This window comes from Bartonella melophagi K-2C, assembly GCF_000278255.1.
GTDB lineage: Bacteria > Pseudomonadota > Alphaproteobacteria > Rhizobiales > Rhizobiaceae > Bartonella > Bartonella melophagi.
The window spans coordinates 242,594-262,548 of record NZ_JH725083.1; the positions used below are offsets into that span (position 1 = coordinate 242,594).

Genomic DNA, 19,955 nt, shown 5'->3' on the forward strand with positions numbered 1-19,955 from the left:
TCAGCAAGCGGAAAAAGTCAGTTATTTGCAAGCATTAAATCAAGATTTTGAATAGCAGCCGCGGATGCACCTTTTCCAAGGTTATCTAATATGGCACATAGATTGAAAATACCTTCACTATCGTTGCCAAAAACAAAAAGTTTCATACCGTCTTTATGCGCTAAACATTCTGGATTTAATTTGGTAAGTGTTTCAGTCTCTTCTTGTGATGCGACTGATATGGTATCTTGACCATTATAATGGGCATTAAGAATTTCACGCAAATTGGAACAATTAACTGATTTTGCGAGTAGATGACGATGGAGTGGGAGATTTACAATCATTCCTTGGGGAAAACAGCCAACACTTGGTATAAAAATAGGTGTTTGGCTGATCTGCCCATGAAATTTGATCTCTGGTACATGTTTATGTTTGAGATTAAGACCATAAGTAAAGTAATTTTCTCGAAGAGTATCTTCTCGAGAGTGATTTTCCATCTGTGCAATTAATTGTTTACCTCCACCCGTGTAACCAGATATAGCGTTAATTGATACTGGGTAATGAGCGTCTAGTAAACCTACTTCACGTAATGGTCGAATTAAACCAATTGCACCGGTTGGATAACATCCGGGGTTTGAAACGTAACGTGCTTCTTGGATGCGCTTTTTTTGTCCTGTTGTCATTTCAGGAAAACCGTAGACCCAGTCTGGTGCAATACGGTGTGCTGTTGAACTATCAATAATTCTAATTTTTTTATTGTTTTTGAGCAGTTCTACTGTTTGGCGTGCAGCATCATCTGGAAGACATAAAATAGCAATATCTGTTTGGTTAAGATACTCTTGGCGCACATCAATTTTATGCCGATCTGCATAAGGAATAGAGAGCAATTCTAAATCATAGCGCTCTGCTAATCGCTTTTGTATTTGCAATCCAGTTGTTCCATGCTCACCATCAATAAAGATTTTTGTTACCATTATATTTTACCTTGAACTGATGTTTTCTATCATATTAAGCTTGTAATATCGTATTCAGCCTAAATAATTGAGTATTTTGAGACTATAGTCTGTCTTGCTTGCACGGAAGATGTTGTAATAAAGAGAATTTTTAAAAAGCCCAACACTTATTTTGCATCATTTATTTTTGTGTGACTAGAATTTTATTGCTTAAATGGCAAAAGAATAAGATAGATATTATAATGTTTACAGTTTTTGAATTAAAATGGTTCAAAATATTTGGTCTGTGATACGTACTATGTTACTTTTTATTTTGTTTTAACGTTAGGGCATGCTTTATGACTAAGAAAGCAAGTGATCTACAAAAGTACTTTTTTAACAGCAATTTACAAACTGTTGATTCTACAGTCTTTGATGCAATCAGTGGTGAGCTTAAACGCCAACATCATGAGATTGAGCTGATTGCATCAGAAAATATTGTTTCAAGAGCAGTTCTTGAGGCTCAAGGATCAGTTTTAACCAATAAATATGCAGAAGGCTATCCAAGAAAGCGTTACTATGGTGGTTGTCATTTTGTAGATTTAATTGAGGAATTGGCAATTGAACGAACGAAAAAGCTTTTTGGTGCTGCTTTTGCAAATGTTCAACCCAATTCTGGTAGCCAAATGAATCAAGCTGTATTTTTAGCGTTGCTTCAGCCTGGTGATACATTTATGGGATTAGATTTAAATTCTGGCGGTCATCTTACGCATGGTTCTCCTGTTAATATGTCAGGAAAATGGTTTAATGTTGTTTCTTATGGTGTGCGTCAAGAAGATCAACTTCTTGATATGGAGAATATTAAACGCCTTGCAAGAAAGCATAAGCCAAAGCTTATTTTAGCAGGAGGAACGGCTTATTCACGCATATGGGATTGGAAAAGGTTCCGTGAAATTGCTGATGAGATTGGGGCTTATTTAATGGTTGATATGGCTCATATTGCAGGCTTAATTGCTGGTGGTGTTCATCCTTCACCTGTACCATATGCTCATGTTGTTACCACTACAACGCATAAATCACTACGTGGTCCCCGTGGTGGTATGATATTAACCAATGATGAAACCTTAGCTAAGAAGATTGATTCAGCTGTTTTTCCTGGTTTGCAAGGTGGCCCTTTAATGCATGTGATTGCTGCTAAGGCAGTTGCATTGGGAGAGGCTTTACGGCCTGCTTTCAAAGATTATATTACCAATGTGGTTTCTAACGCTAAAATTTTAGTAAAACACTTACAGAATAATGATTTTAATATTGTTTCTGGTGGTACAGACAATCATTTATTGTTGATTGACTTGCGTTCTAAAAAATTAACAGGAAAAAGTGCAGAATTGGCTTTAGGACGTGCTGGTATTATCTGTAATAAAAATAGTATTCCCTTTGATCCCCAAAAACCATTTGTAACCTCAGGTATTCGTTTGGGTACACCTGCAGCAACAACACGTGGTTTTTCGGAAAATGAATTTATCCAAATTGGTGACTTCATTTCAGAAGTTCTTAATGGTCTTAAAATAGCAGAAAGCGCTGAAGATAATGCTTCTATTGAAAACGCTGTTAAGAAAAAGGTAAGAGATATGACAGATAATTTTCCTCTTTATTCTCATTTGAGCACTTGTTGAGGCACGAAAAAGATGCGCTGCCCTTACTGTCAACATGAAGATACACAAGTTAAGGATTCACGTCCTGTAGAAGAGAGCGCGGTAATTCGTCGTCGACGTGTATGTTCTGTTTGTGGTGGTCGTTTTACGACCTTTGAGCGTATTCAGTTACGTGAATTGTCAGTTTTCAAGAAAAGTGGTCGGCGTGAACCGTTTGACCGTGATAAATTAATAAGGTCAGTTAATGTAGCGGTGCGTAAGCGTAATATTGATCCTGATCACATTGAACAAGCAATTTCAGGTATTGTACGCCAGATTGAAAATTTAGGGGACCCCGAGATTGCTTCAGAAAAAATTGGGCATCTTGTAATGGAATGGTTGAAAAGCATTGATGACATTGCTTATATTCGTTTTGCTTCTGTGTATCGCGACTTTCGTAATGCAACTGATTTTCATGATATTATAAACGAACTTTCAAAAGATGTGGCGGATGTAAAATCTTATTTTGATGAGTAAAGAAGCACAAGATAACCGCTTTATGGCCGCAGCCATTCGCTTAGCAGAGCGTCACATTGGACTTACCGGAAAAAATCCATCTGTTGGTGCACTAATTGTCCGAAATGATGATGGAAAGACATCCATTGTCGGCTATGGTATAACAGCTATCCATGGAAGACCACACGCTGAAGTACAAGCTTTATTAATGGCAGGCCCATTATCCAGTGGGGCGACTGCTTACGTTACTTTAGAACCTTGTTCACATTATGGTGAGACTTCACCGTGTGTAAATGCACTTATTGATTCAGGCATTTTCCGGGTTGTTATTGCACTTACTGATCCAGATGAACGGGTTTGTGGTCGTGGTATTGCTCTTTTACGTGCAGCTGGCATTGAAGTCGTTGAGGGAGTTCTGGCTAGGGAGGCTTTTGAAACGTTAAGTGCTTATTTATGCGTAAAAAAACTGCAGCGTTGTGAAGTAACTTTAAAAATGGCAATTTCTGCAGATAATGGTATAGGAAGAAAAAAGAAGGGGAGAGTAGGAATTAGTGGGGCGCAAGCTCATACATATACTCATATTCTGCGTGCTCAAAATGATGCTGTTATGGTTGGTATTGGCACTATATTAGCAGATAATCCACAATTAAGTTGCCGTTTGCCTGGGCTTGAAATACGCTCTCCTATACGTATTATTTTAGACACAAATTTACGTATTCCATTTGATGCAAAAGTTATACAAACAGCAACAAAAATCCCTACATGGATTATTTGTAATGCAACTTTTGCAGAAAAAAATAAAAAAATGGCACTGGAACAGTGTGGTGTATGTGTATTTTCAATAGAAATGAGCGATCATTTGATGCAGCCTTTTGCTATTTTACAGCTGCTTTGTCAGCGTGGAATCAATAGTATTTTGCTTGAAGGAGGAGCAAAGACAGGAGAAAATTTTTTAAATGCTGGTTGTGTGGATCAGTTGATATGTTTTCATGCACCAGTTATTTTAGGTGCAGATCGTATCGATGCTCCCCATTTTGCAACTTATCTTTCAGAATTTAATGAAATTGAAACGAAAATGTTAGGAAATGATCGTTTGTGCAAATGGAGGCGCAAAACATTATGTTTACAGGGATTATAACAGATATCGGTTGTGTTGAAGACATTCAGTCTTTAAAACAAGGAATACGCTTAAGTATTTCTACACATTATGATGTAGAGACTATAGAAATTGGTGCATCAATTGCGTGTTCAGGTATTTGTCTAACCGTTGTTGAACGTGAGCTAAAACATGCGAATGCTAATTGCTTTGTTGTAGAAGCATGGAAAGAAGCATTGTGTTTAACTAATCTTGTTCAATGGACAAAAGGGACTTTTGTTAATTTGGAGCGTTCATTGCGGCTTGGTGGTGAGATAGGTGGGCATTTGGTTTCTGGCCACGTTGATGGTTTGGCTGAGATCATTGATCAAAAAAATGAAGGTGATGCAATTCGTTTTTATTTAAGAGCTTCAATGCGGTTAGCGCCTTTTATTGCAGAAAAAGGCTCTATTGCGCTTAACGGTACGTCTCTAACCGTTAATTGTATTGAAAATAATATTTTTGATGTTCTTATTATTCGCCATACACTTGAAATGACAACATGGGGGCAGGCTAAAGTGAGGGACCAAGTGAATTTAGAAGTTGATCAGCTTGCTCGTTATGTTGCCAGGCTTTCTAATTTTAAAATGAAAGATGAGTAAACTGAAAAATTTTTGTATTGTTTTTGAAGTTTGGTGGTTATGTAATCTTTAAGTCCTTTATTGATTTGAAATAGGGGTTTTGTTGTGACAAAAAAAATACATAAAAAGTTGCATTTATTAATTGTTGAAGCACGCTTTTACGATAAAATTTCTAGTGAACTTCTTGCAGGTGCGGTGAATGTTTTACAAAAAGCTGAAGTAAGTTATGATATTGTAACAGTTCCAGGGGCACTAGAAATACCTTGTGCAATAGCTTTTGCTGAAAAAAATAATAAGGTACCCTATGATGGTTATATAGCGCTTGGTTGTGTTATTCGGGGTGATACATATCATTTTGAAATTGTTGCTGATAATTCTTGTCGAGCATTAATGGATTTAACTCTTCATAGGCAATTGGCTATTGGAAATGGTATTTTGACTGTTGAGGATGAAGAACAAGCATGGGCACGTGCTAAACAGAGTGAAAAGAATAAAGGTGGTTTTGCTGCTGAAGCTGCTTTATGTATGATTGCTCTAAAGAAGAAATTTGGAGATAATCATTAAATATGGCTGATATAAAAAGCAAACATTCTTCGCATTTGGCTAATAAACGCGGAGTGGCAAGGCTTGCTGCAGTGCAGGCGCTATATCAAATGGATATAGTTGGCATTGGTGTTACGGAAATAGCAGCTGAATATAAAGCTTATCGTTTAGGAAAAGATATTGATGGTGATCAATATCTTGATGCTGATTTTCAGTGGTTTCAGGCTGTTATAGTTGGTGTTGTACAAGATCAAAAGCAACTTGATCCTATGCTTCAGCAAAAACTTTCTGAGGAATGGTCACTTTCACGTCTTGATTCGATTTTACGTGCAATTTTGCGTGCAGGTTTATGGGAGCTAATGAATCACAAGGACATACCCACTGCCGTTATTATAAGTGAATATGTTGATGTAGCAAAAGCGTTTTTTGAAGGTGATGAGCCAAGACTTGTCAATGCAATTCTTGATAGAATAGCAAAAGAAATTCGCCTGCAAGGATAATAAAATAAAACCCTAGTATTATTAGAATTTTATAAATGTCCGTTCAGTTAAGATTATAAGTAGGTAATTGATTAACGTGAACTGTTAGAAGGACCTTTAACGACTTGGATTAAAAAAGACTGATCACTACCACCTGTTGGTGTTGTTTGAGTGATAAAATCGAATACTTGACCATCTTGTAGACCATAATTGGCTATTCTTGCGACCTGACCATTTCTATTGAAATAAATAGCCAAGACTCTACGATCAATAATTTTGGTTTTCATAAACCGCATTTTACGATACCGAGTCTGTGAAATATAGTAAAAAACCTCGTTATCATATTTTGTTTTTAGTGAAGGAGTTCCAAGAGCTAAAAGAACTTGCTCCTGACTTGATCCAATAGAAACAGAATCGAGAGCATTTTGATCAAGAACATAACCTTCCTTATAGGTTTGGCTTGAAGTTAAAGAGTGCATTGAACTGCATCCAGAAAACGCTGCCATACTTGCTATAAATAGGCTAATCAATAATTTATGTTTGATTAAATTTGCCAAGTGAGGCATCTGAATGATATCTCCATTTACACGTAAGCATAGGTAAGAAAGTGACCCGCGATTTTTCAACTTTTAGCTTAATTTGCTATAATCTGCAATAGCTTACAGTGAGTTTCCTCTGTTATAAAATCAGTAATTTTATAGAAAACTGCTTTAAAAGTTATAAAATATGTTGATTAAACGAAGTTACAATATACTACATTTTTTATTTTGGAGTTATCAATGAGTGTTAAAAATGTTTCTCAAATGATGTTTGCTCTGACTTATCCAGTGTCAGTACGCTCATTGTCTGCTAAGGGGGTAAAAATTCGTATTTGCGCAGATCAACAAGAATGTGCACATTTAGCCAAGAATCATGATTTACTTGAAGTGAAATATTGTGGAGGAGAGTTTCATATTTTACCGTGGAAAAAGCGTGGGGTATATGTAGAAGGTTTACTGAAAGCACGTATAATACAATCATGCGTCATTACATTGGAGCCATTGGAAAATATTCTTCATGAGAATATTGAGATTACGTTTGTTCCTGAGGATTTAAATTTGGTTAAACCAAAAGTGTCAAAGGATACAAGGGAATTGCTTTTAGATGCAGATGGACCAGATATACCAGAAGTTTTTTATGGGGATAAAATTGACATAGGTGCAGTTATGGAAGAATTTTTTGAACTATCAATTAATCATTATCTACGCAAAGAAGATGAAAATATGAGTTTAGTTAAAAATTCAGAAGAAATTGAACAAAAAACATCACCGTTTTCTGTTTTGAAAGAATGGAAATGATTATAAATATGTGAAAAACACTGTTATATGGTTAAAGAGAGAATATTTCTGTAAGCCTGTTGTGGTGATAATTTTTGTGATTTGTTAAATAACGAAAAATTTCAGTGTGAATTTAAATATAGGATGTGCAAGTGTGATTAGAATTTCTGTAGATGTCATGGGTGGCGATTATGGCCCAGAGGTTACTATTGAGGGGGCAGCAGTTGCGCAAAAACATTTGCCAAATATTCATTTTTTGTTTTATGGGATAGAAGAGGTTGTTAAGCCAATTTTAAAAAAATATCCTCATTTGGTTGCAGGATCGCAATTTTATAACACAGAAAGTTATACACGTATGAATGAGAAGCCAAGCCAAGCGCTTCGCATTGGACGCGGTAAATCATCAATGTGGCATGCAATTGAAGCTGTAAAAAATGGCAAAGCTGATGCTTGTATTTCTGCTGGCAATACTGGTGCACTTATGGCAATGTCTCATTTTTGTTTAAAAATGATGGCAGAATCTAACCGCCCTGGAATTGCTGGTATTTGGCCAACTCTTCGTGGGGAAAGTATTGTGCTGGATATTGGTGCAACAATTGGTGCATCTGCTGATCAATTGGTTGATTTAGCGGTTATGGGTGCCGGTATGTTTCGTACTTTATATAATGTTGAAAAACCAAGCGTTGGGCTTTTGAATGTAGGTGTTGAAGAGGTAAAAGGCTTGGACGAAATCAAAAAAGCCGGAGCGATATTGCGTGAAGTACAATTAGAAGGGTTAGAGTATAAAGGATTTGTTGAAGGTAATGACATTGGAAAAGGGGTAGTCGATGTTGTTGTCACTGAAGGGTTTTCCGGTAATATTGCTTTAAAAGTTGCAGAAGGAACTGCACGGCAAATAGCCGGGCTTTTAAATACTGTTATGCGTCGTTCTATTTTTTCACGCCTTGGATATGTTTTATCTCGAGGTGCTTTTCGTCAGTTAAAACAGAAAATAGATCCTGATCGGATTAATGGTGGTGTGCTTTTAGGTTTAAATGGTATTGTTATAAAAAGTCATGGTGGTGTTAATGCTGATGGCTTTTCTTCTGCTATCTGCATTGGCTATGAAATGGTAAATAACGGACTTTTGAAAAAAATAATTCAAGATTTACGATATTTTCATGAAAGTAAAATGATCCTTTGAAAATGATGAAGGTAGAGCTGTCAATTAATACGCAAACAATATGATCGGTATTCGTAGTAGAGATAAAATATTCCAAGAGAGGGTGAGGACTGTATGATTCGATCAATTATATGTGGTGTGGGAAGTGCTTTACCAAAAAAAAGTTTATCGAATGATGAGATTACCAAGTTTGTTAAAACATCTGATTCGTGGATTGTTCAACGTACGGGAATTCGCCAACGTTACATTGCTGATACAAATGAGACGACTGTTTCTTTAGGGGTAGCAGCTGCACAAGCTGCACTTGAAAATTCAGGCATGACAATAGAAGATATTGATTGTATTATTTTAGCTACTTCAACACCTAACCATACTTTTCCTGCTTCCGCTGTTGAAATTCAACATGCTTTGGGAATGAAGCGTGGTTTTGCTTTTGATATTCAAGCTGTTTGTTCTGGTTTTATTTTTGCATTGACAACAGGAGATGTATATTTACGTTGCGGAGCAGTAAAAAGAATCTTAGTCATTGGGTCTGAGACATTTTCTCGGATTTTAGATTGGCAAGATCGTACGACATGTGTTTTATTTGGTGATGGTGCGGGTGCAGCTATTTTGGAAGCGCAAGAAGTTGAAGGTAGTGTTATTGTTGATAGTGGTATATTGTCTGCAAAATTGCGCTCTAATGGTGCATATGTAGATAAATTATATGTTGATGGTGGTCCTTCAACTACACAAACAACAGGTCATTTACGTATGAAAGGACGAGAGGTTTTTAAACATGCAGTTGGTATGATAACCGATGTGATTGATGATTGTTTTGCAGCTGTTAATATGAATTCTTCTCAGTTAGATTGGTTTGTACCTCATCAGGCTAATAGGCGTATTATCGAAGCATCGGCTAAAAAGCTAGGGATCACGTTAGATAAAGTTGTGATGACTGTTGATCAACATGGTAATACTTCTGCAGCATCAGTACCATTAGCTTTAACAACTGCTGTTCAAGATGGGAGAATTAAAAAAGGAGATCTCATTATGTTAGAAGCTATGGGGGGTGGATTTACCTGGGGGGCGATTCTTATTCGTTGGTAGATTATAGCGGCTTGACCATATTTGAATAAAACGTATAAATCGCTTTATAACTTTAAATTTTAATAGGTGGTTATGATGACAGGTAAGACAGTAACACGTGCAGATTTGGCGAGTGCGGTTTGTAGGAAAGTAGGCTTGTCATATACCGAATCATCAGCTTTGGTTGAGTTGATTTTAGATGAAATTTGCAATTCACTTGTAAAGGATGAAGTGGTTAAATTGTCTTCTTTTGCGACTTTTCAAGTCCGCAATAAAAATGAACGAATTGGACGCAATCCAAAAACAGGTATTGAAGCACCTATTCCACCACGGCGCGTGGTGACATTTAAAGCTGCGAATGTACTTAAAAAAAGAATTTTAGATGCGCATCGTGCAAGACAGAAATAAATTCGTACAAATAAGCAATATTTTAAATGTCTGGGTTTTGATAAAGAAATTTAATGGGTAATTTTTTCTATTTGAATAACAGGTTTGTATTAAAATATAATTGAGGATAATTTCTATTTTTGATCAATCTTAGCAAGAAATTTGAACTGATTCAGTTATTATAAAATCATTAGTACAATATTTAAATAAGGTATCGCAAAATGGACAAGAGCCCTGATGCTTTTCGAACAATTAGCGAAGTAGCAGAATTACTGGGGCTGCCACAGCACGTGTTAAGATTTTGGGAAACACGTTTTGTTCAGATTAAGCCACTAAAGCGTGGTGGTGGAAGGCGTTATTATCGTCCTGTTGATGTCGATTTGCTCAATGGTATTAAGCAATTACTTTATGGCAAAGGTTACACTATAAAGGGTGTGCAACGCCTTTTAAAAGAAAATGGCACTTCTTTTGTTATTGCCCTTGGTAATAACGATCTAGATGACATGAATGTTATAATAGAAAAAGAATGTGCAAAACAAACATCTGAATCTACCAAAGTTAATGAATCTACTAAAACTAAGTCAAAAAAGGCAGCCTTTGGACTTTTGGGGTTTATGAAGGGTGAAGAAGAATCTGTTGGTGCCGTTAAAAGCCATCAAGACAAGACTGATAAAGTATTATTACAGGAAACACTATTCGAATTGATTGAATGTAAACGCATGCTTGATAGAGCACGATAAGTAGTCAACAATTCTAGATTTAGCACAATTACTTTCATTATTGAATGTTTATTAAACGGCGTAAATCTGGGGGGGGTGCTTCATTTGAGAGTTGTTTCATCACTTCTTCTATAGATAAAACAGTCTGATCCGTGCTTCCTAAACGGCGCATACTCACACTATTTGTTTCAGATTCACGTTCACCGCATACAAGGATTACAGGGACTTTTTGTAAAGAATGTTCACGTATTTTGTAATTAATTTTTTCATTACGAAGATCTGCTGTAGTTGAAAGACCAATAGTTTTAAGTTTTCTCGTTATTTTTTCTGCATATTCATTTGTTTTAGATGTAATTGGTGCAACAACAACCTGTTGAGGGGCAAGCCAAAGCGGCATATGTCCAGAAAAATTTTCAATTAATATGCCAAGAAAACGCTCCATTGATCCCAAAATAGCTCTATGAATCATAACAGGCTGACGTTTTTGTGAATCCTTATCAATATAGAATGCTCCAAAACGCTCAGGTAGATTGAAGTCTACTTGTGTTGTTCCACATTGCCATTCGCGACCAATAGCATCTTTCAATGTATATTCAAATTTTGGTCCATAAAATGCACCTTCACCTGGAAGAATACTTGTTTTGATACGTCCTTCTGATTTTTCCTCAATAGTTTTAAGAACAGATGACATTATGTTTTCACAATGATCCCATAATTCGTCAGAACCAACACGTTTTTCTGGACGCGTTGAAAATTTAAGACTAATTTCTTCAAAACCAAAATCTGCATAAGTTGATAAAATTAAATCATTAATATTAAGACATTCATCAGCTAATTGTTCATCTGTGCAAAAAATATGTGCATCATCTTGTGTAAAACTACGAACGCGCATAAGACCGTGTAGAGAACCTGAAGGTTCATAACGATGGACAATACCAAATTCAGCAAGTCTAATAGGCAAATCTCGGTAAGACTTTAAACCATGTTTAAAAATTTGCACATGACCAGGACAATTCATGGGTTTAAGAGCGTAAAGACATTGATCATCCCAATCATCAGTAGCTGGGGTTGTTTGAAACATATTTTCCTTGTACCATCCCCAATGACCAGATATTTCCCAAAGTGATTTATCAAGAACTTGTGGTGCGTTAACTTCGTCATATTTATGATCATCAAGGCGGCGGCGCATATAGCTAATTAAATTTTGGAACATTTTCCAACCTTTTGGATGCCAGAAAATCATTCCTGGGCTTTCTTCTTGGAAATGAAATAAATCCATTTCACGTCCTAAGCGACGATGATCGCGTTTTTCTGCTTCTTCTAGCGCATAGAGATAGGCTTTTAAGTCATTTTCGTTAGCAAATGCTGTACCATAAATTCTCGTTAACATAGGATTATTGGCATCTCCACGCCAATAAGCACCCGCGACTTTCATCAGTTTGAATGCATTGCCAATTTGACCAGTAGATTGCATATGTGGACCACGACAAAGATCAAACCAATCTCCTTGATAATAAACTTTTACGTCTTGATTTTCAGGGATAGCATCAATAATCTCAACCTTATACAGTTCATTTTTTTCAGAAAAAATTTTCTTAGCTTTTTCACGAGACCAAATTTCTTTTTTGAAAGGTTTGTTTCGTTGGATAATTTCGCGCATTTTTTTTTCAATAATGGTGAGGTCATCTAATGTAAAAGGTTGTTTACGCGCGAAATCATAATAAAAACCATTTTCAATAACGGGGCCGATTGTAACTTGTGTTTCAGGAAATAGTTCTTGCACTGCTTCAGCTAAGACATGAGCGCAATCATGGCGTATCAATTCAAGTGCACGTGGATCATCACGAGTGATAATTTCCACCTGGCCAGATTGTTCCAATGGGTCTGAAAGGCCTCGAATGATTCCGTTAAGGCTATAGGCGACAGCTTTTTTTGCAAGTGATTTAGAAATAGACTCGGCCAATTCTAAACCTGTCATTTCAGAGTGGTAATCACGTTTGGAACCATCAGGAAAAGAAAGAGAAATAAAGTCAGACATAAAACACCCCTTTGGTCCAATTCCGCCAACGATTGCGGATGGTCTCGTGAAAACTTAACAATAGTCAGATAGAGTTAGTAGATTAATTTTCTACCAATATGCATTAAAAAAGAAAAGCAATTATTTATCATGTTTAGCAGAAATTTTCCAATAGTGCCAAGGTTTATAAGAATAATCAAGAGAAGTTGGTACTGGGTCAAAGCCATGTGTTCCAAATGGGCCACAACGTATAATACGAAAAAAACCCATCCATGCACCAGCCCACAAACCATAGCGTGCAATTGCTTCATAGGTATATTCTGAACAAGTTGGAATATGGCGACATTGATTTCCAATCAAACTAGAAAGTGTTATTTGATAAAGACGTATCAACGTAGTACCAAGTAATCGTCCAGGTGTTTTTCGCCAAGGACCTGTATAATTGCGAGTTTGTATTTTTTTTTGTTTGGGCTGTAATTTAACCATTTATTTTTTCTTCAATTTGTTCAATACAGTCTACCACTGCATCAAAGGTAAGCATTGTTGAGGCATGGCGTTCTTTATAATTCTTAATGGGTTGCAAACAGGAAAATGCTTCAAATGGAGCTGGAGGAGGAGGGCCATTTTCTGTTAACATATAAAGGATAGTTTCACGTAATGCTTTAAGATTTTGCATTTTTTTACCAATGATATGATGCGCTAAAATAGAAGATGAAGCCTGTCCAAGTGCACATGCATATACTTCATGAGCAAAATCTACAACAATATCATTGTCTACTTTTAAATCCACAAGAACTGTTGATCCGCAAAGACGTGCATGTTTTTTTGACGTTGCATCAGGATTATTAAGACGCCCAATTCTACTTATATGAGCAGCATATTCAAGAATTTTATTGCTATAAATGTTATTCATCATGAGCTGCTGCTTAGAATTTTAAGAGTTTTCACTATTCAAGCTTTTAATTCACTTGCGTAAAGATTATTATAAAATAAATAATGTATATTAAATTATTTATACATAATAAGCTGGAGTTTTTTAAATGCATAGTCCTACGAAAGGAATCGCTAAAAATCTCTCTCTATCTGAGAAAAAGCGTCCTAGTTTTGAAGAAGTGGAAGCAGCGGTTCGTACATTGTTATTATGGGTAGGAGAAAATCCAGATCGAGAAGGGCTTTTAAATACTCCCAAACGTGTCGCTAAAGTGTATAGTGAACTTTTTTCTGGTTATGATAAATCAGTTAAGGAAATTTTAGGAACAGTTTTTGAAGAGGTTTCAGGTTATAATGAGCCGATAATTATGAAGGATATTAGTTTTTATTCACATTGCGAGCATCATGTTCTTCCAATTGTTGGTAAAGCTCATATCGCCTACCTTCCCGATACAAAAATTGTTGGTCTTTCAAAAGTTGCACGTGTCATAGATATTTTTTCTCGCCGTTTGCAAACGCAAGAAGCCATGACAGCTCAAATAGCTAATGCTTTGGAAACATATTTAAGACCGCGCGGTGTTGCAGTGGTAATTGAAGCTGAACATATGTGTATGGCTATGAGAGGGATACGAAAGCACGGAACTACAACAATTACAACAAGTTTTCATGGTTTTTATAAAAAAGATCAAGTTGCGCGAGCCAATTTGATGATGGTACTTCTCCAGTTATGATAAAATGCAGAGTTTGGCGACTTGTATCTAAAGTATACTGTAGTAGTTAAGATAAAATAAGTTATAAAAACACGAAAATAAGCTTGTGTCGCGCTTTATGATTTGTTAAATCCCCAAAAAGTGTAATGTATTTGGCCTCTACCATGTGCGGTCGTGGCGGAATTGGTAGACGCGCAGCGTTGAGGTCGCTGTGGGGCAACCCGTGGAAGTTCGAGTCTTCTCGACCGCACCATTATTTATATTCTCTATTATTATCATTTGCATTTTCTATTATTGAAGTGTGGATGAACACAAAAATTCCTTCTTTATCTATTTTTATTATAATACATTTCTATTAGTGATCTATTTCAGTTCGTTAAAAGTCATTTTTTTACTATAAATTTAAAGTATGAGCTCTCTTCTTAATAAGATTGGGTGGCGTTGTAATGCAAATATTTTTAAAATACATAATATTTTTTATTTGCACCACTTTGTTCATAGCATGCAGCAACCAGCGCGCTGTGCTTTGGCACGGGATAAATGCAACGCCATCTATGATCGCTGCGCAACGAGAAGTGGAAGGCGGATTGATTTCTCCGAAAGCTATCGTTCCAGTGTATGTTGCAACAAGTCGCATGACACAAAATAGTTATTCTCAGCCTTATGGGGCAGGGCGGTCAAATAAAGTACGCTATAATCGCGTTGATGTAGGAATTCCTCAACAGCATGTGAAAGGTATTGTTGAAAAAAACGCATATAAACCTAGCCTCGATAAATATTTTACAGCAGTGGCTTTGCAGCAATATGATAATAAAGAACGTTTTAAGCAGGAATTAAATCTTGCATTAGCCAAAAAAACAAAAGGAAAAAAAGAAATTTTCCTTTTTATTCATGGTTATAATAACAATTTTGCAGATGGCATATTCCGCACAGCTCAATTTTCTTATGATTATTCTTTAGATGCAGTTGCTGTACATTATTCGTGGCCTTCTGCTGGATCCATGCCTTTTTATATTTATGATCGTGATAGTGCCAATTTTGCGCGTGACGGACTAATAGAGCTCTTAACAGTTATCGGTGAAACTGCAGCTGATCAGATTTCGGTTGTTGCGCATTCTATGGGCAATTTCGTTATCATGGAAGCATTTAGAACTTTAGCCTTGCAGAAAAAATATAAGCCAATTTATCGTATTACAAGTTTCTTAATGGCTGCGCCAGATATTGATCTTGATGTATTTGAACGTCAACTTCATGATATTAAAAAATTACCTCACCCAACAGCTGTTTTAGTATCTCGTAAGGATAAGGCTCTCGCTTTGTCAAGGCGTCTTACGGGTGGGCATGCTCGTGTAGGGGATGGTTCAAGCATTGAAATATTGCGCAAGAATAAAATAGCAGTTTTAGATTTTTCTGATGTTGATGGTGGGGCGCATAGTGTATTTGCATCTTCACCAACATTAATGGCTCTTTCTCGAGAAGGTTCTTTGGCTTCAGCGATTATGCAGGGTACGGAATTATCACCTGGTCAAGAGATTTTTGCTGATAGTGGTCACATTTTGAAAAAAACAACAGACTTTATTCTTTCTGCGCCTATATATCTTTTGTCTCCTTTAACTGATTATTAGATGTAAAGCTTAAATAAAGGCATAATAGTCGGATATCGATGAATTAAGGGTAATATTTTAGCACTTTTTTTAGAATAATCTTGTAGTGTAAAAAGTGAATAGTGGGATAATTTTGTAAAACCAGTCATTAGGTGGATTTGTGATGGTTACAGAAAAGCACTATGTTAGCACATCTACATTAGTTGATTATTTATCCTATTCTGCAGTTAAGCTACTAGATGTTTATGCTATGCTTTTGAAGGTAAAAAAGGACAGCAAGGGAAGAAGTCCAGATTTATTGCGTCAAATTAATATCACTAAAAAGCAGCTAGATCAGATGAGCTACGCTCTTATTTTGGAGTATCGCAAGCGTCAAGAACATGAGCGTTTTTTAAAACAAGTTTTAATATCAGTTTCTGATCAACTGTTTTCATTGAATAATAGTTTTAAAGAGACGAGTCGTTTTTTATTTCAGGAAATTAGGACGCTTCAATCTCAGATGCAGTTTTTCTGTGAAGGTGGAGAGAAACAACGCCTACTAAATGACCAAGAATCTTCTTGTTCTACGTCAAAGATTGATGAAGTCATTAAGGGATTACAAAAAGCACGAAAAAAGTTCTCTTTTGAAAATCCGCATCTCTTTAGGGAATAAAAATTGTATAAAATTAGAACTAAAGTACTTTCTAAGTTGGGATTTCTGCTTTGTAATCAAGTTTCAAATTTTCTTGTCCAAAATAGAAAGTAATAATTATTAATTAAACTGTTCTTTTTATTTACCATAGCTTTAATTTGTGGTAGATAATTACTTATAGTATTAGTTTTGTGGTATGATTTTAATTTAAATTATTATATAATAATTCAATTATAATTGAATTCATTGTATTAGATGAATATTATAAACATAATAAAAATTACATCTTTTATCGAATAATTTAACTTGTAAAGCATATTTTTTGATGAATTATAAACCTACATTGCTGTTTATTATACTTATTATATGTTTATCAGTAGGCGGTTTGATTTCTACGGATATCTTTTTGCCTGCACTTGGAGATATGCGTTATCATTACCAGGTTACTGAATCTCAAATCCAGAGTACAATAGCGATTTTTTTATTGGCATTAGCTTCTGGACAACTAATCTATGGACCTCTTAGTGATAATTTTGGGCGTAAAAAGACACTTTTATTTGGTTTGTTTTTATGGCTGTTTACAACACTTGGTATAATTTATACAGATACTTTTCAGATTTTACTTGTATTGCGTTTTTTGCAGGGTCTTGGAGCTTGTGCGGGGATTGTTTTAAGTCGTGCTATTATCAATGATTTGTTGGATAAAAAAGAAGCGGGGAAACTTTATCTAGTTATTTTTCCTTTTGTAGGAGCATCACCAGCTTTCGCACCATTTGTTGGGGGAGTATTATTACAGACTTTTCATTGGCAGGCGACTTTTATCTTTTTAAGTCTTTTTATACTCTTAACTATTGTGTTATGTTGCTTTGTACTGACAGAAACTTTGCCGCCTATAAAACGTCAATCTTTTACTACTGTAGGACTCATTAAGAACAATTTCGGGGTTTTAAAAAATAAGCAGTTTCTTTTTTATGCACTTATTCCGTGCTTTGCTTATGCAACCTATTTTGCTTATATCGTAGAATCGCCTTTTTTACTGACAACTTTAGGTTTATCATCCGTCTACATTGGTTACAGCTACATTGGTGTTTCTTTTACTTATATCTTGGGTAATTTAGTGGCGAGGAGGTTTCTCAAGAGAGAGGCTATGGAACAAACTATACAGCGTGGATATATTATTTTTGTCATAGGGGGAATGTTGTTTGCTTTACAAATATTTGTAAGCCCATGGCCACTTGTGACAAGTTTAATAACTATTTCTATTATTACCTTTGGTAATGGTTTTTTATTGCCGTTGGGAACTGCATTGGCCATTTCATCTCATTCACACGCTGCTGGAGCAGCATCTGGCGTTATGGGAGCTTTGCAGTTAGGTAGTGCTGCATTAAGTGCCGCAATTATCGGAAAAATATCTGGACATATTCCATGGATTGTAGCAATTTTATTGGCTACATATTGCCTAGTAGGTTTTATCATTTATATTCGAAGAGCGAATTATTTTATGACCTTGGAAATAAAATCGTAAACCAAATTACAGAATACAATGGGAAGATTTATGTTAAAGCACCTTGATGTTACTTTACGTGATGGGGGATATCGGAATCAATTTTCTTTTCCACTGGAATATATAATGGAGCATATTAAGAATCTGACAGAAATTTTGGTTAAATATATTGAGATCGGTTGTCGTAAAGGTTCGTTAAAATCTATGGATAACATGGGTCTATGTTTTAATGATTACGCCTAGTTTTACGCGATGTTATATTTGATGCTAAGCTTATTATTATTGCACAACTGTACAACATCGCTAAAACAGATGTTCGTGCACTCAGGTTTTTATGGCAGAACTCTTGCGGTTGTTTTTGGATAACAATTGCTGTTGAATCTATATTTGCACTTTGTGGTGTTACACTAGCCTTTGGGTGTATATTAGGGGTAATATTATGAGAATAAATCAGATTGATGTAAGCTATTTGTGTCGCACAGTAATGGAGGCGGTTAATTGTGGAGTTGGCATTTTTTATTTAGTTAATTCTAATGAAAGTTTCCGCTAGATACTGTAACGCAATTAGTGCAAGAAATGAAATGGTGCCCCCAGAGATAGCCTTATAATGCAATAAAATCAATAAGTTATTGCAAAGGTAAGGGAATTTGTACTTATTGATTCCATTAAGTTTTTTTGTACACTATCCCGCACTTTTTTGGAGCTTTTTAATTGCTTGTATGGCAAGTCGCTTTCTATCAGCAGTCTTTGTGTAAAGAGATGCCATTTGATCATCAGTCCACCCAAAAATCGCTTTAAGTTGTGCAACAGTAGCCCCTGCATTGGCAGCTCTTGTTGCAGCTAATTTTCTCAATCCATGTGCTGATTTTTTTACACCAGCTTCATTACAAGCATTTTTAAATAAGTTACCAAAGGTTTCTTTGATTAGTTTTTTGCCTCCTCTCCCACAAATAAATGTCTCATTTCCGACGGGACCCGTTTCAAGAGTTTTTGCTAATTCGGGTAAAATGGGAAGAAACACATCTGTCTGAAATTTGCTTTTTTCCGTTTTTAAATGAATGACATTATCTTTAACGTCTTTCCAACCAATGCGTACAACATCCCCCCTTCGTAAGCCTGTGTAGAGAAGAACATCAATCCACACACGTTCATGAGTCCCAAGAGGCCATTGTTGATAGTATTTATTGATATCTTCTTCCGTCCAAGCAGGGAATCCATCCTTGTTTTTGAGAGACGGTCTTTTAACCCCTAAAGCAGGATTATCTTCCAAAAGCCCTTGTTCAATTGCCCATTTAAAAAGCCCATTAACTGCTTTGAGAAAATTCCGAGCATTTGCGGGTGTTTCTTTGCGTCGTTCAACACCAGCTATAATATGTGACTTTTTAATTGCTTTGTATGGAATATCTCCTATGGCATCTGATACTTTCGTTAGAATGAGTTCTTTTTGTCTTTTCGTAGAGTGAGCTAGGTTATGCCAGGTGACGCTATTAAAATATTGTTTTAGGAGCCATATGAAACTACCTTCAACCAGTTTACCGGGCCTAGATTTAGGAAGCTTGTATCCTTGTAACTCAGAAAGAGCATTTTTATAGTCGTCGACAAATTCTTGCGTACCATAGGTTCCACGCACTCTACGCCTTTGACCATGACCGATACGCACATACCATATGGTTTTACCATAGCGTGTAATTTCCTTAACAAGGTGAGGAGGCCGTTGTTTAGGCATAGCATGACCTTACATACCAATATCAAAATCATAATCACCCTTTAAGAGATCTAATCTGTCTGGATGAGTAGCTGTATTTGGTACGGCGATATCAGCTACTTTAAAAGCTCCATCATATGGTAGAGCTTTTTATTTTTATCTTTTGCTGTGCTTTTCCAAAAAGCCAGGGGAAAAGAATCACTATAATTATAACAAGAAGAGAACTGAAAAACTTTAAACTTTGACTTTATTATTTTGTCTTTAAACTTAAAAATAGTAATGTAAGAAGATGAAAATATATGGTGGGCAATGAGATAGCCTTATAATGCAATAAAATCAATAAGTTATTGCAAAGGTAAGGGAATTTGTACTTATTGATTCCATTAAGTTTTTTTGTACACTATCC

The 19,955-nt window shown here is 36.0% G+C and carries 21 protein-coding genes and 1 tRNA gene; 16 read left to right on the forward strand and 6 right to left on the reverse strand.

The window, feature by feature from the left end; all coding sequences use genetic code 11:
- Window positions 1-17 precede the first annotated feature (17 nt).
- Window positions 18-953, reverse strand: coding sequence for an N-acetyl-gamma-glutamyl-phosphate reductase (gene argC, locus ME3_RS05065; protein WP_007477692.1), 936 nt, complete (start codon window positions 951-953; stop codon window positions 18-20).
- Between the two features lie 317 nt (window positions 954-1,270).
- On the opposite strand from argC, the gene glyA reads away from it, so the two are divergent.
- From glyA to nusB, 6 genes are all read left to right on the forward strand, one after another.
- The gene (glyA, locus tag ME3_RS05070) at window positions 1,271-2,584 is read left to right on the forward strand and encodes a serine hydroxymethyltransferase (protein ID WP_007477693.1); all 1,314 of its coding nucleotides are present in this window, start codon (window positions 1,271-1,273) and stop codon (window positions 2,582-2,584) included.
- Between the two features lie 12 nt (window positions 2,585-2,596).
- Complete coding sequence (gene nrdR, locus ME3_RS05075) at window positions 2,597-3,079, forward strand: transcriptional regulator NrdR (RefSeq protein WP_007477694.1); 483 nt, start codon at window positions 2,597-2,599, stop codon at window positions 3,077-3,079.
- Window positions 3,072-4,196, forward strand: a complete 1,125-nt coding sequence (gene ribD / locus ME3_RS05080; RefSeq protein ID WP_007477695.1) for a bifunctional diaminohydroxyphosphoribosylaminopyrimidine deaminase/5-amino-6-(5-phosphoribosylamino)uracil reductase RibD — start codon at window positions 3,072-3,074, stop codon at window positions 4,194-4,196. The genes nrdR and ribD overlap by 8 nt, the downstream gene beginning before the upstream one ends.
- A complete protein-coding gene (locus tag ME3_RS05085; RefSeq protein WP_007477696.1) occupies window positions 4,178-4,795 on the forward strand; it encodes a riboflavin synthase in 618 nt (205 codons plus the stop codon). The genes ribD and ME3_RS05085 overlap by 19 nt, the downstream gene beginning before the upstream one ends.
- Before the next feature lie 84 nt (window positions 4,796-4,879).
- Window positions 4,880-5,338 (forward strand): 6,7-dimethyl-8-ribityllumazine synthase, encoded by a 459-nt coding sequence (locus ME3_RS05090; protein WP_007477697.1) that lies wholly within the window; start codon window positions 4,880-4,882, stop codon window positions 5,336-5,338.
- A gap of 2 nt (window positions 5,339-5,340) precedes the next feature.
- The gene (gene nusB, locus ME3_RS05095) at window positions 5,341-5,817 is read left to right on the forward strand and encodes a transcription antitermination factor NusB (RefSeq protein WP_007477698.1); all 477 of its coding nucleotides are present in this window, start codon (window positions 5,341-5,343) and stop codon (window positions 5,815-5,817) included.
- A 71-nt stretch (window positions 5,818-5,888) separates the two neighbouring features.
- On the opposite strand, the gene ME3_RS05100 is transcribed toward nusB, so the two are convergent.
- Complete coding sequence (locus ME3_RS05100; RefSeq protein ID WP_007477699.1) at window positions 5,889-6,362, reverse strand: outer membrane protein assembly factor BamE; 474 nt, start codon at window positions 6,360-6,362, stop codon at window positions 5,889-5,891.
- 213 nt (window positions 6,363-6,575) lie between these two features.
- Here ME3_RS05100 and ME3_RS05105 point away from each other — a divergent pair, with 213 nt between their 5' ends.
- The 5 genes from ME3_RS05105 (at window position 6,576) to ME3_RS05125 (ending at window position 10,469) form a co-directional block, all read left to right on the forward strand.
- A complete protein-coding gene (locus ME3_RS05105; RefSeq protein ID WP_007477701.1) occupies window positions 6,576-7,133 on the forward strand; it encodes a DUF177 domain-containing protein in 558 nt (185 codons plus the stop codon).
- Window positions 7,134-7,266: 133 nt separating this feature from the next.
- Window positions 7,267-8,295 (forward strand): phosphate acyltransferase PlsX, encoded by a 1,029-nt coding sequence (gene plsX / locus ME3_RS05110; RefSeq protein ID WP_007477703.1) that lies wholly within the window; start codon window positions 7,267-7,269, stop codon window positions 8,293-8,295.
- 93 nt (window positions 8,296-8,388) lie between these two features.
- The gene (locus ME3_RS05115; RefSeq protein WP_007477705.1) at window positions 8,389-9,363 is read left to right on the forward strand and encodes a beta-ketoacyl-ACP synthase III; all 975 of its coding nucleotides are present in this window, start codon (window positions 8,389-8,391) and stop codon (window positions 9,361-9,363) included.
- Window positions 9,364-9,438: 75 nt separating this feature from the next.
- Window positions 9,439-9,750, forward strand: coding sequence for an integration host factor subunit alpha (locus ME3_RS05120; RefSeq protein ID WP_039952620.1), 312 nt, complete (start codon window positions 9,439-9,441; stop codon window positions 9,748-9,750).
- A gap of 200 nt (window positions 9,751-9,950) precedes the next feature.
- Window positions 9,951-10,469: a MerR family transcriptional regulator gene (locus tag ME3_RS05125; protein WP_007477709.1), complete on the forward strand. Its 519-nt coding sequence runs from the start codon at window positions 9,951-9,953 to the stop codon at window positions 10,467-10,469.
- A 37-nt stretch (window positions 10,470-10,506) separates the two neighbouring features.
- On the opposite strand, the gene thrS is transcribed toward ME3_RS05125, so the two are convergent.
- From thrS to ME3_RS05140, 3 genes are all read right to left on the reverse strand, one after another.
- Window positions 10,507-12,486: a threonine--tRNA ligase gene (gene thrS / locus ME3_RS05130; protein WP_007477710.1), complete on the reverse strand. Its 1,980-nt coding sequence runs from the start codon at window positions 12,484-12,486 to the stop codon at window positions 10,507-10,509.
- A 120-nt stretch (window positions 12,487-12,606) separates the two neighbouring features.
- Window positions 12,607-12,951, reverse strand: a complete 345-nt coding sequence (gene yidD / locus ME3_RS05135; RefSeq protein WP_007477712.1) for a membrane protein insertion efficiency factor YidD — start codon at window positions 12,949-12,951, stop codon at window positions 12,607-12,609.
- Window positions 12,944-13,381 (reverse strand): iron-sulfur cluster assembly scaffold protein, encoded by a 438-nt coding sequence (locus tag ME3_RS05140; protein ID WP_007477713.1) that lies wholly within the window; start codon window positions 13,379-13,381, stop codon window positions 12,944-12,946. Before ME3_RS05140 ends, yidD begins: the two co-directional genes overlap by 8 nt.
- Before the next feature lie 124 nt (window positions 13,382-13,505).
- Here ME3_RS05140 and folE point away from each other — a divergent pair, with 124 nt between their 5' ends.
- The 5 genes from folE to ME3_RS05165 all read left to right on the forward strand — a co-directional run bounded on the left by folE (window position 13,506) and on the right by ME3_RS05165 (window position 17,865).
- Complete coding sequence (folE, locus tag ME3_RS05145; RefSeq protein WP_007477715.1) at window positions 13,506-14,126, forward strand: GTP cyclohydrolase I FolE; 621 nt, start codon at window positions 13,506-13,508, stop codon at window positions 14,124-14,126.
- A 147-nt stretch (window positions 14,127-14,273) separates the two neighbouring features.
- Window positions 14,274-14,358 (forward strand) — tRNA-Leu (locus ME3_RS05150).
- A 193-nt stretch (window positions 14,359-14,551) separates the two neighbouring features.
- Window positions 14,552-15,730 (forward strand): alpha/beta hydrolase, encoded by a 1,179-nt coding sequence (locus ME3_RS05155; RefSeq protein WP_039952623.1) that lies wholly within the window; start codon window positions 14,552-14,554, stop codon window positions 15,728-15,730.
- 142 nt (window positions 15,731-15,872) lie between these two features.
- Window positions 15,873-16,361 (forward strand): hypothetical protein, encoded by a 489-nt coding sequence (locus ME3_RS05160; RefSeq protein ID WP_007477719.1) that lies wholly within the window; start codon window positions 15,873-15,875, stop codon window positions 16,359-16,361.
- A 304-nt stretch (window positions 16,362-16,665) separates the two neighbouring features.
- The gene (locus ME3_RS05165) at window positions 16,666-17,865 is read left to right on the forward strand and encodes a multidrug effflux MFS transporter (protein ID WP_007477721.1); all 1,200 of its coding nucleotides are present in this window, start codon (window positions 16,666-16,668) and stop codon (window positions 17,863-17,865) included.
- 661 nt (window positions 17,866-18,526) lie between these two features.
- On the opposite strand, the gene ME3_RS05175 is transcribed toward ME3_RS05165, so the two are convergent.
- The gene (locus ME3_RS05175) at window positions 18,527-19,570 is read right to left on the reverse strand and encodes a tyrosine-type recombinase/integrase (protein ID WP_007477724.1); all 1,044 of its coding nucleotides are present in this window, start codon (window positions 19,568-19,570) and stop codon (window positions 18,527-18,529) included.
- Window positions 19,571-19,955 lie beyond the last annotated feature (385 nt).

Coding starts and splice junctions, on each gene's coding strand:
- argC (WP_007477692.1), bottom strand. CDS start 953: ATGGTAACAAAAATCTTTATTGATGGTGAGCATGGAACAACTGGATTG.
- glyA (WP_007477693.1), top strand. CDS start 1,271: ATGACTAAGAAAGCAAGTGATCTACAAAAGTACTTTTTTAACAGCAAT.
- nrdR (WP_007477694.1), top strand. CDS start 2,597: ATGCGCTGCCCTTACTGTCAACATGAAGATACACAAGTTAAGGATTCA.
- ribD (WP_007477695.1), top strand. CDS start 3,072: ATGAGTAAAGAAGCACAAGATAACCGCTTTATGGCCGCAGCCATTCGC.
- ME3_RS05085 (WP_007477696.1), top strand. CDS start 4,178: ATGTTTACAGGGATTATAACAGATATCGGTTGTGTTGAAGACATTCAG.
- nusB (WP_007477698.1), top strand. CDS start 5,341: ATGGCTGATATAAAAAGCAAACATTCTTCGCATTTGGCTAATAAACGC.
- ME3_RS05100 (WP_007477699.1), bottom strand. CDS start 6,362: ATGCCTCACTTGGCAAATTTAATCAAACATAAATTATTGATTAGCCTA.
- ME3_RS05105 (WP_007477701.1), top strand. CDS start 6,576: ATGAGTGTTAAAAATGTTTCTCAAATGATGTTTGCTCTGACTTATCCA.
- ME3_RS05115 (WP_007477705.1), top strand. CDS start 8,389: ATGATTCGATCAATTATATGTGGTGTGGGAAGTGCTTTACCAAAAAAA.
- ME3_RS05120 (WP_039952620.1), top strand. CDS start 9,439: ATGACAGGTAAGACAGTAACACGTGCAGATTTGGCGAGTGCGGTTTGT.
- ME3_RS05125 (WP_007477709.1), top strand. CDS start 9,951: ATGGACAAGAGCCCTGATGCTTTTCGAACAATTAGCGAAGTAGCAGAA.
- thrS (WP_007477710.1), bottom strand. CDS start 12,486: ATGTCTGACTTTATTTCTCTTTCTTTTCCTGATGGTTCCAAACGTGAT.
- yidD (WP_007477712.1), bottom strand. CDS start 12,951: ATGGTTAAATTACAGCCCAAACAAAAAAAAATACAAACTCGCAATTAT.
- ME3_RS05140 (WP_007477713.1), bottom strand. CDS start 13,381: ATGATGAATAACATTTATAGCAATAAAATTCTTGAATATGCTGCTCAT.
- folE (WP_007477715.1), top strand. CDS start 13,506: ATGCATAGTCCTACGAAAGGAATCGCTAAAAATCTCTCTCTATCTGAG.
- ME3_RS05155 (WP_039952623.1), top strand. CDS start 14,552: ATGCAAATATTTTTAAAATACATAATATTTTTTATTTGCACCACTTTG.
- ME3_RS05160 (WP_007477719.1), top strand. CDS start 15,873: ATGGTTACAGAAAAGCACTATGTTAGCACATCTACATTAGTTGATTAT.
- ME3_RS05165 (WP_007477721.1), top strand. CDS start 16,666: ATGAATTATAAACCTACATTGCTGTTTATTATACTTATTATATGTTTA.
- ME3_RS05175 (WP_007477724.1), bottom strand. CDS start 19,570: ATGCCTAAACAACGGCCTCCTCACCTTGTTAAGGAAATTACACGCTAT.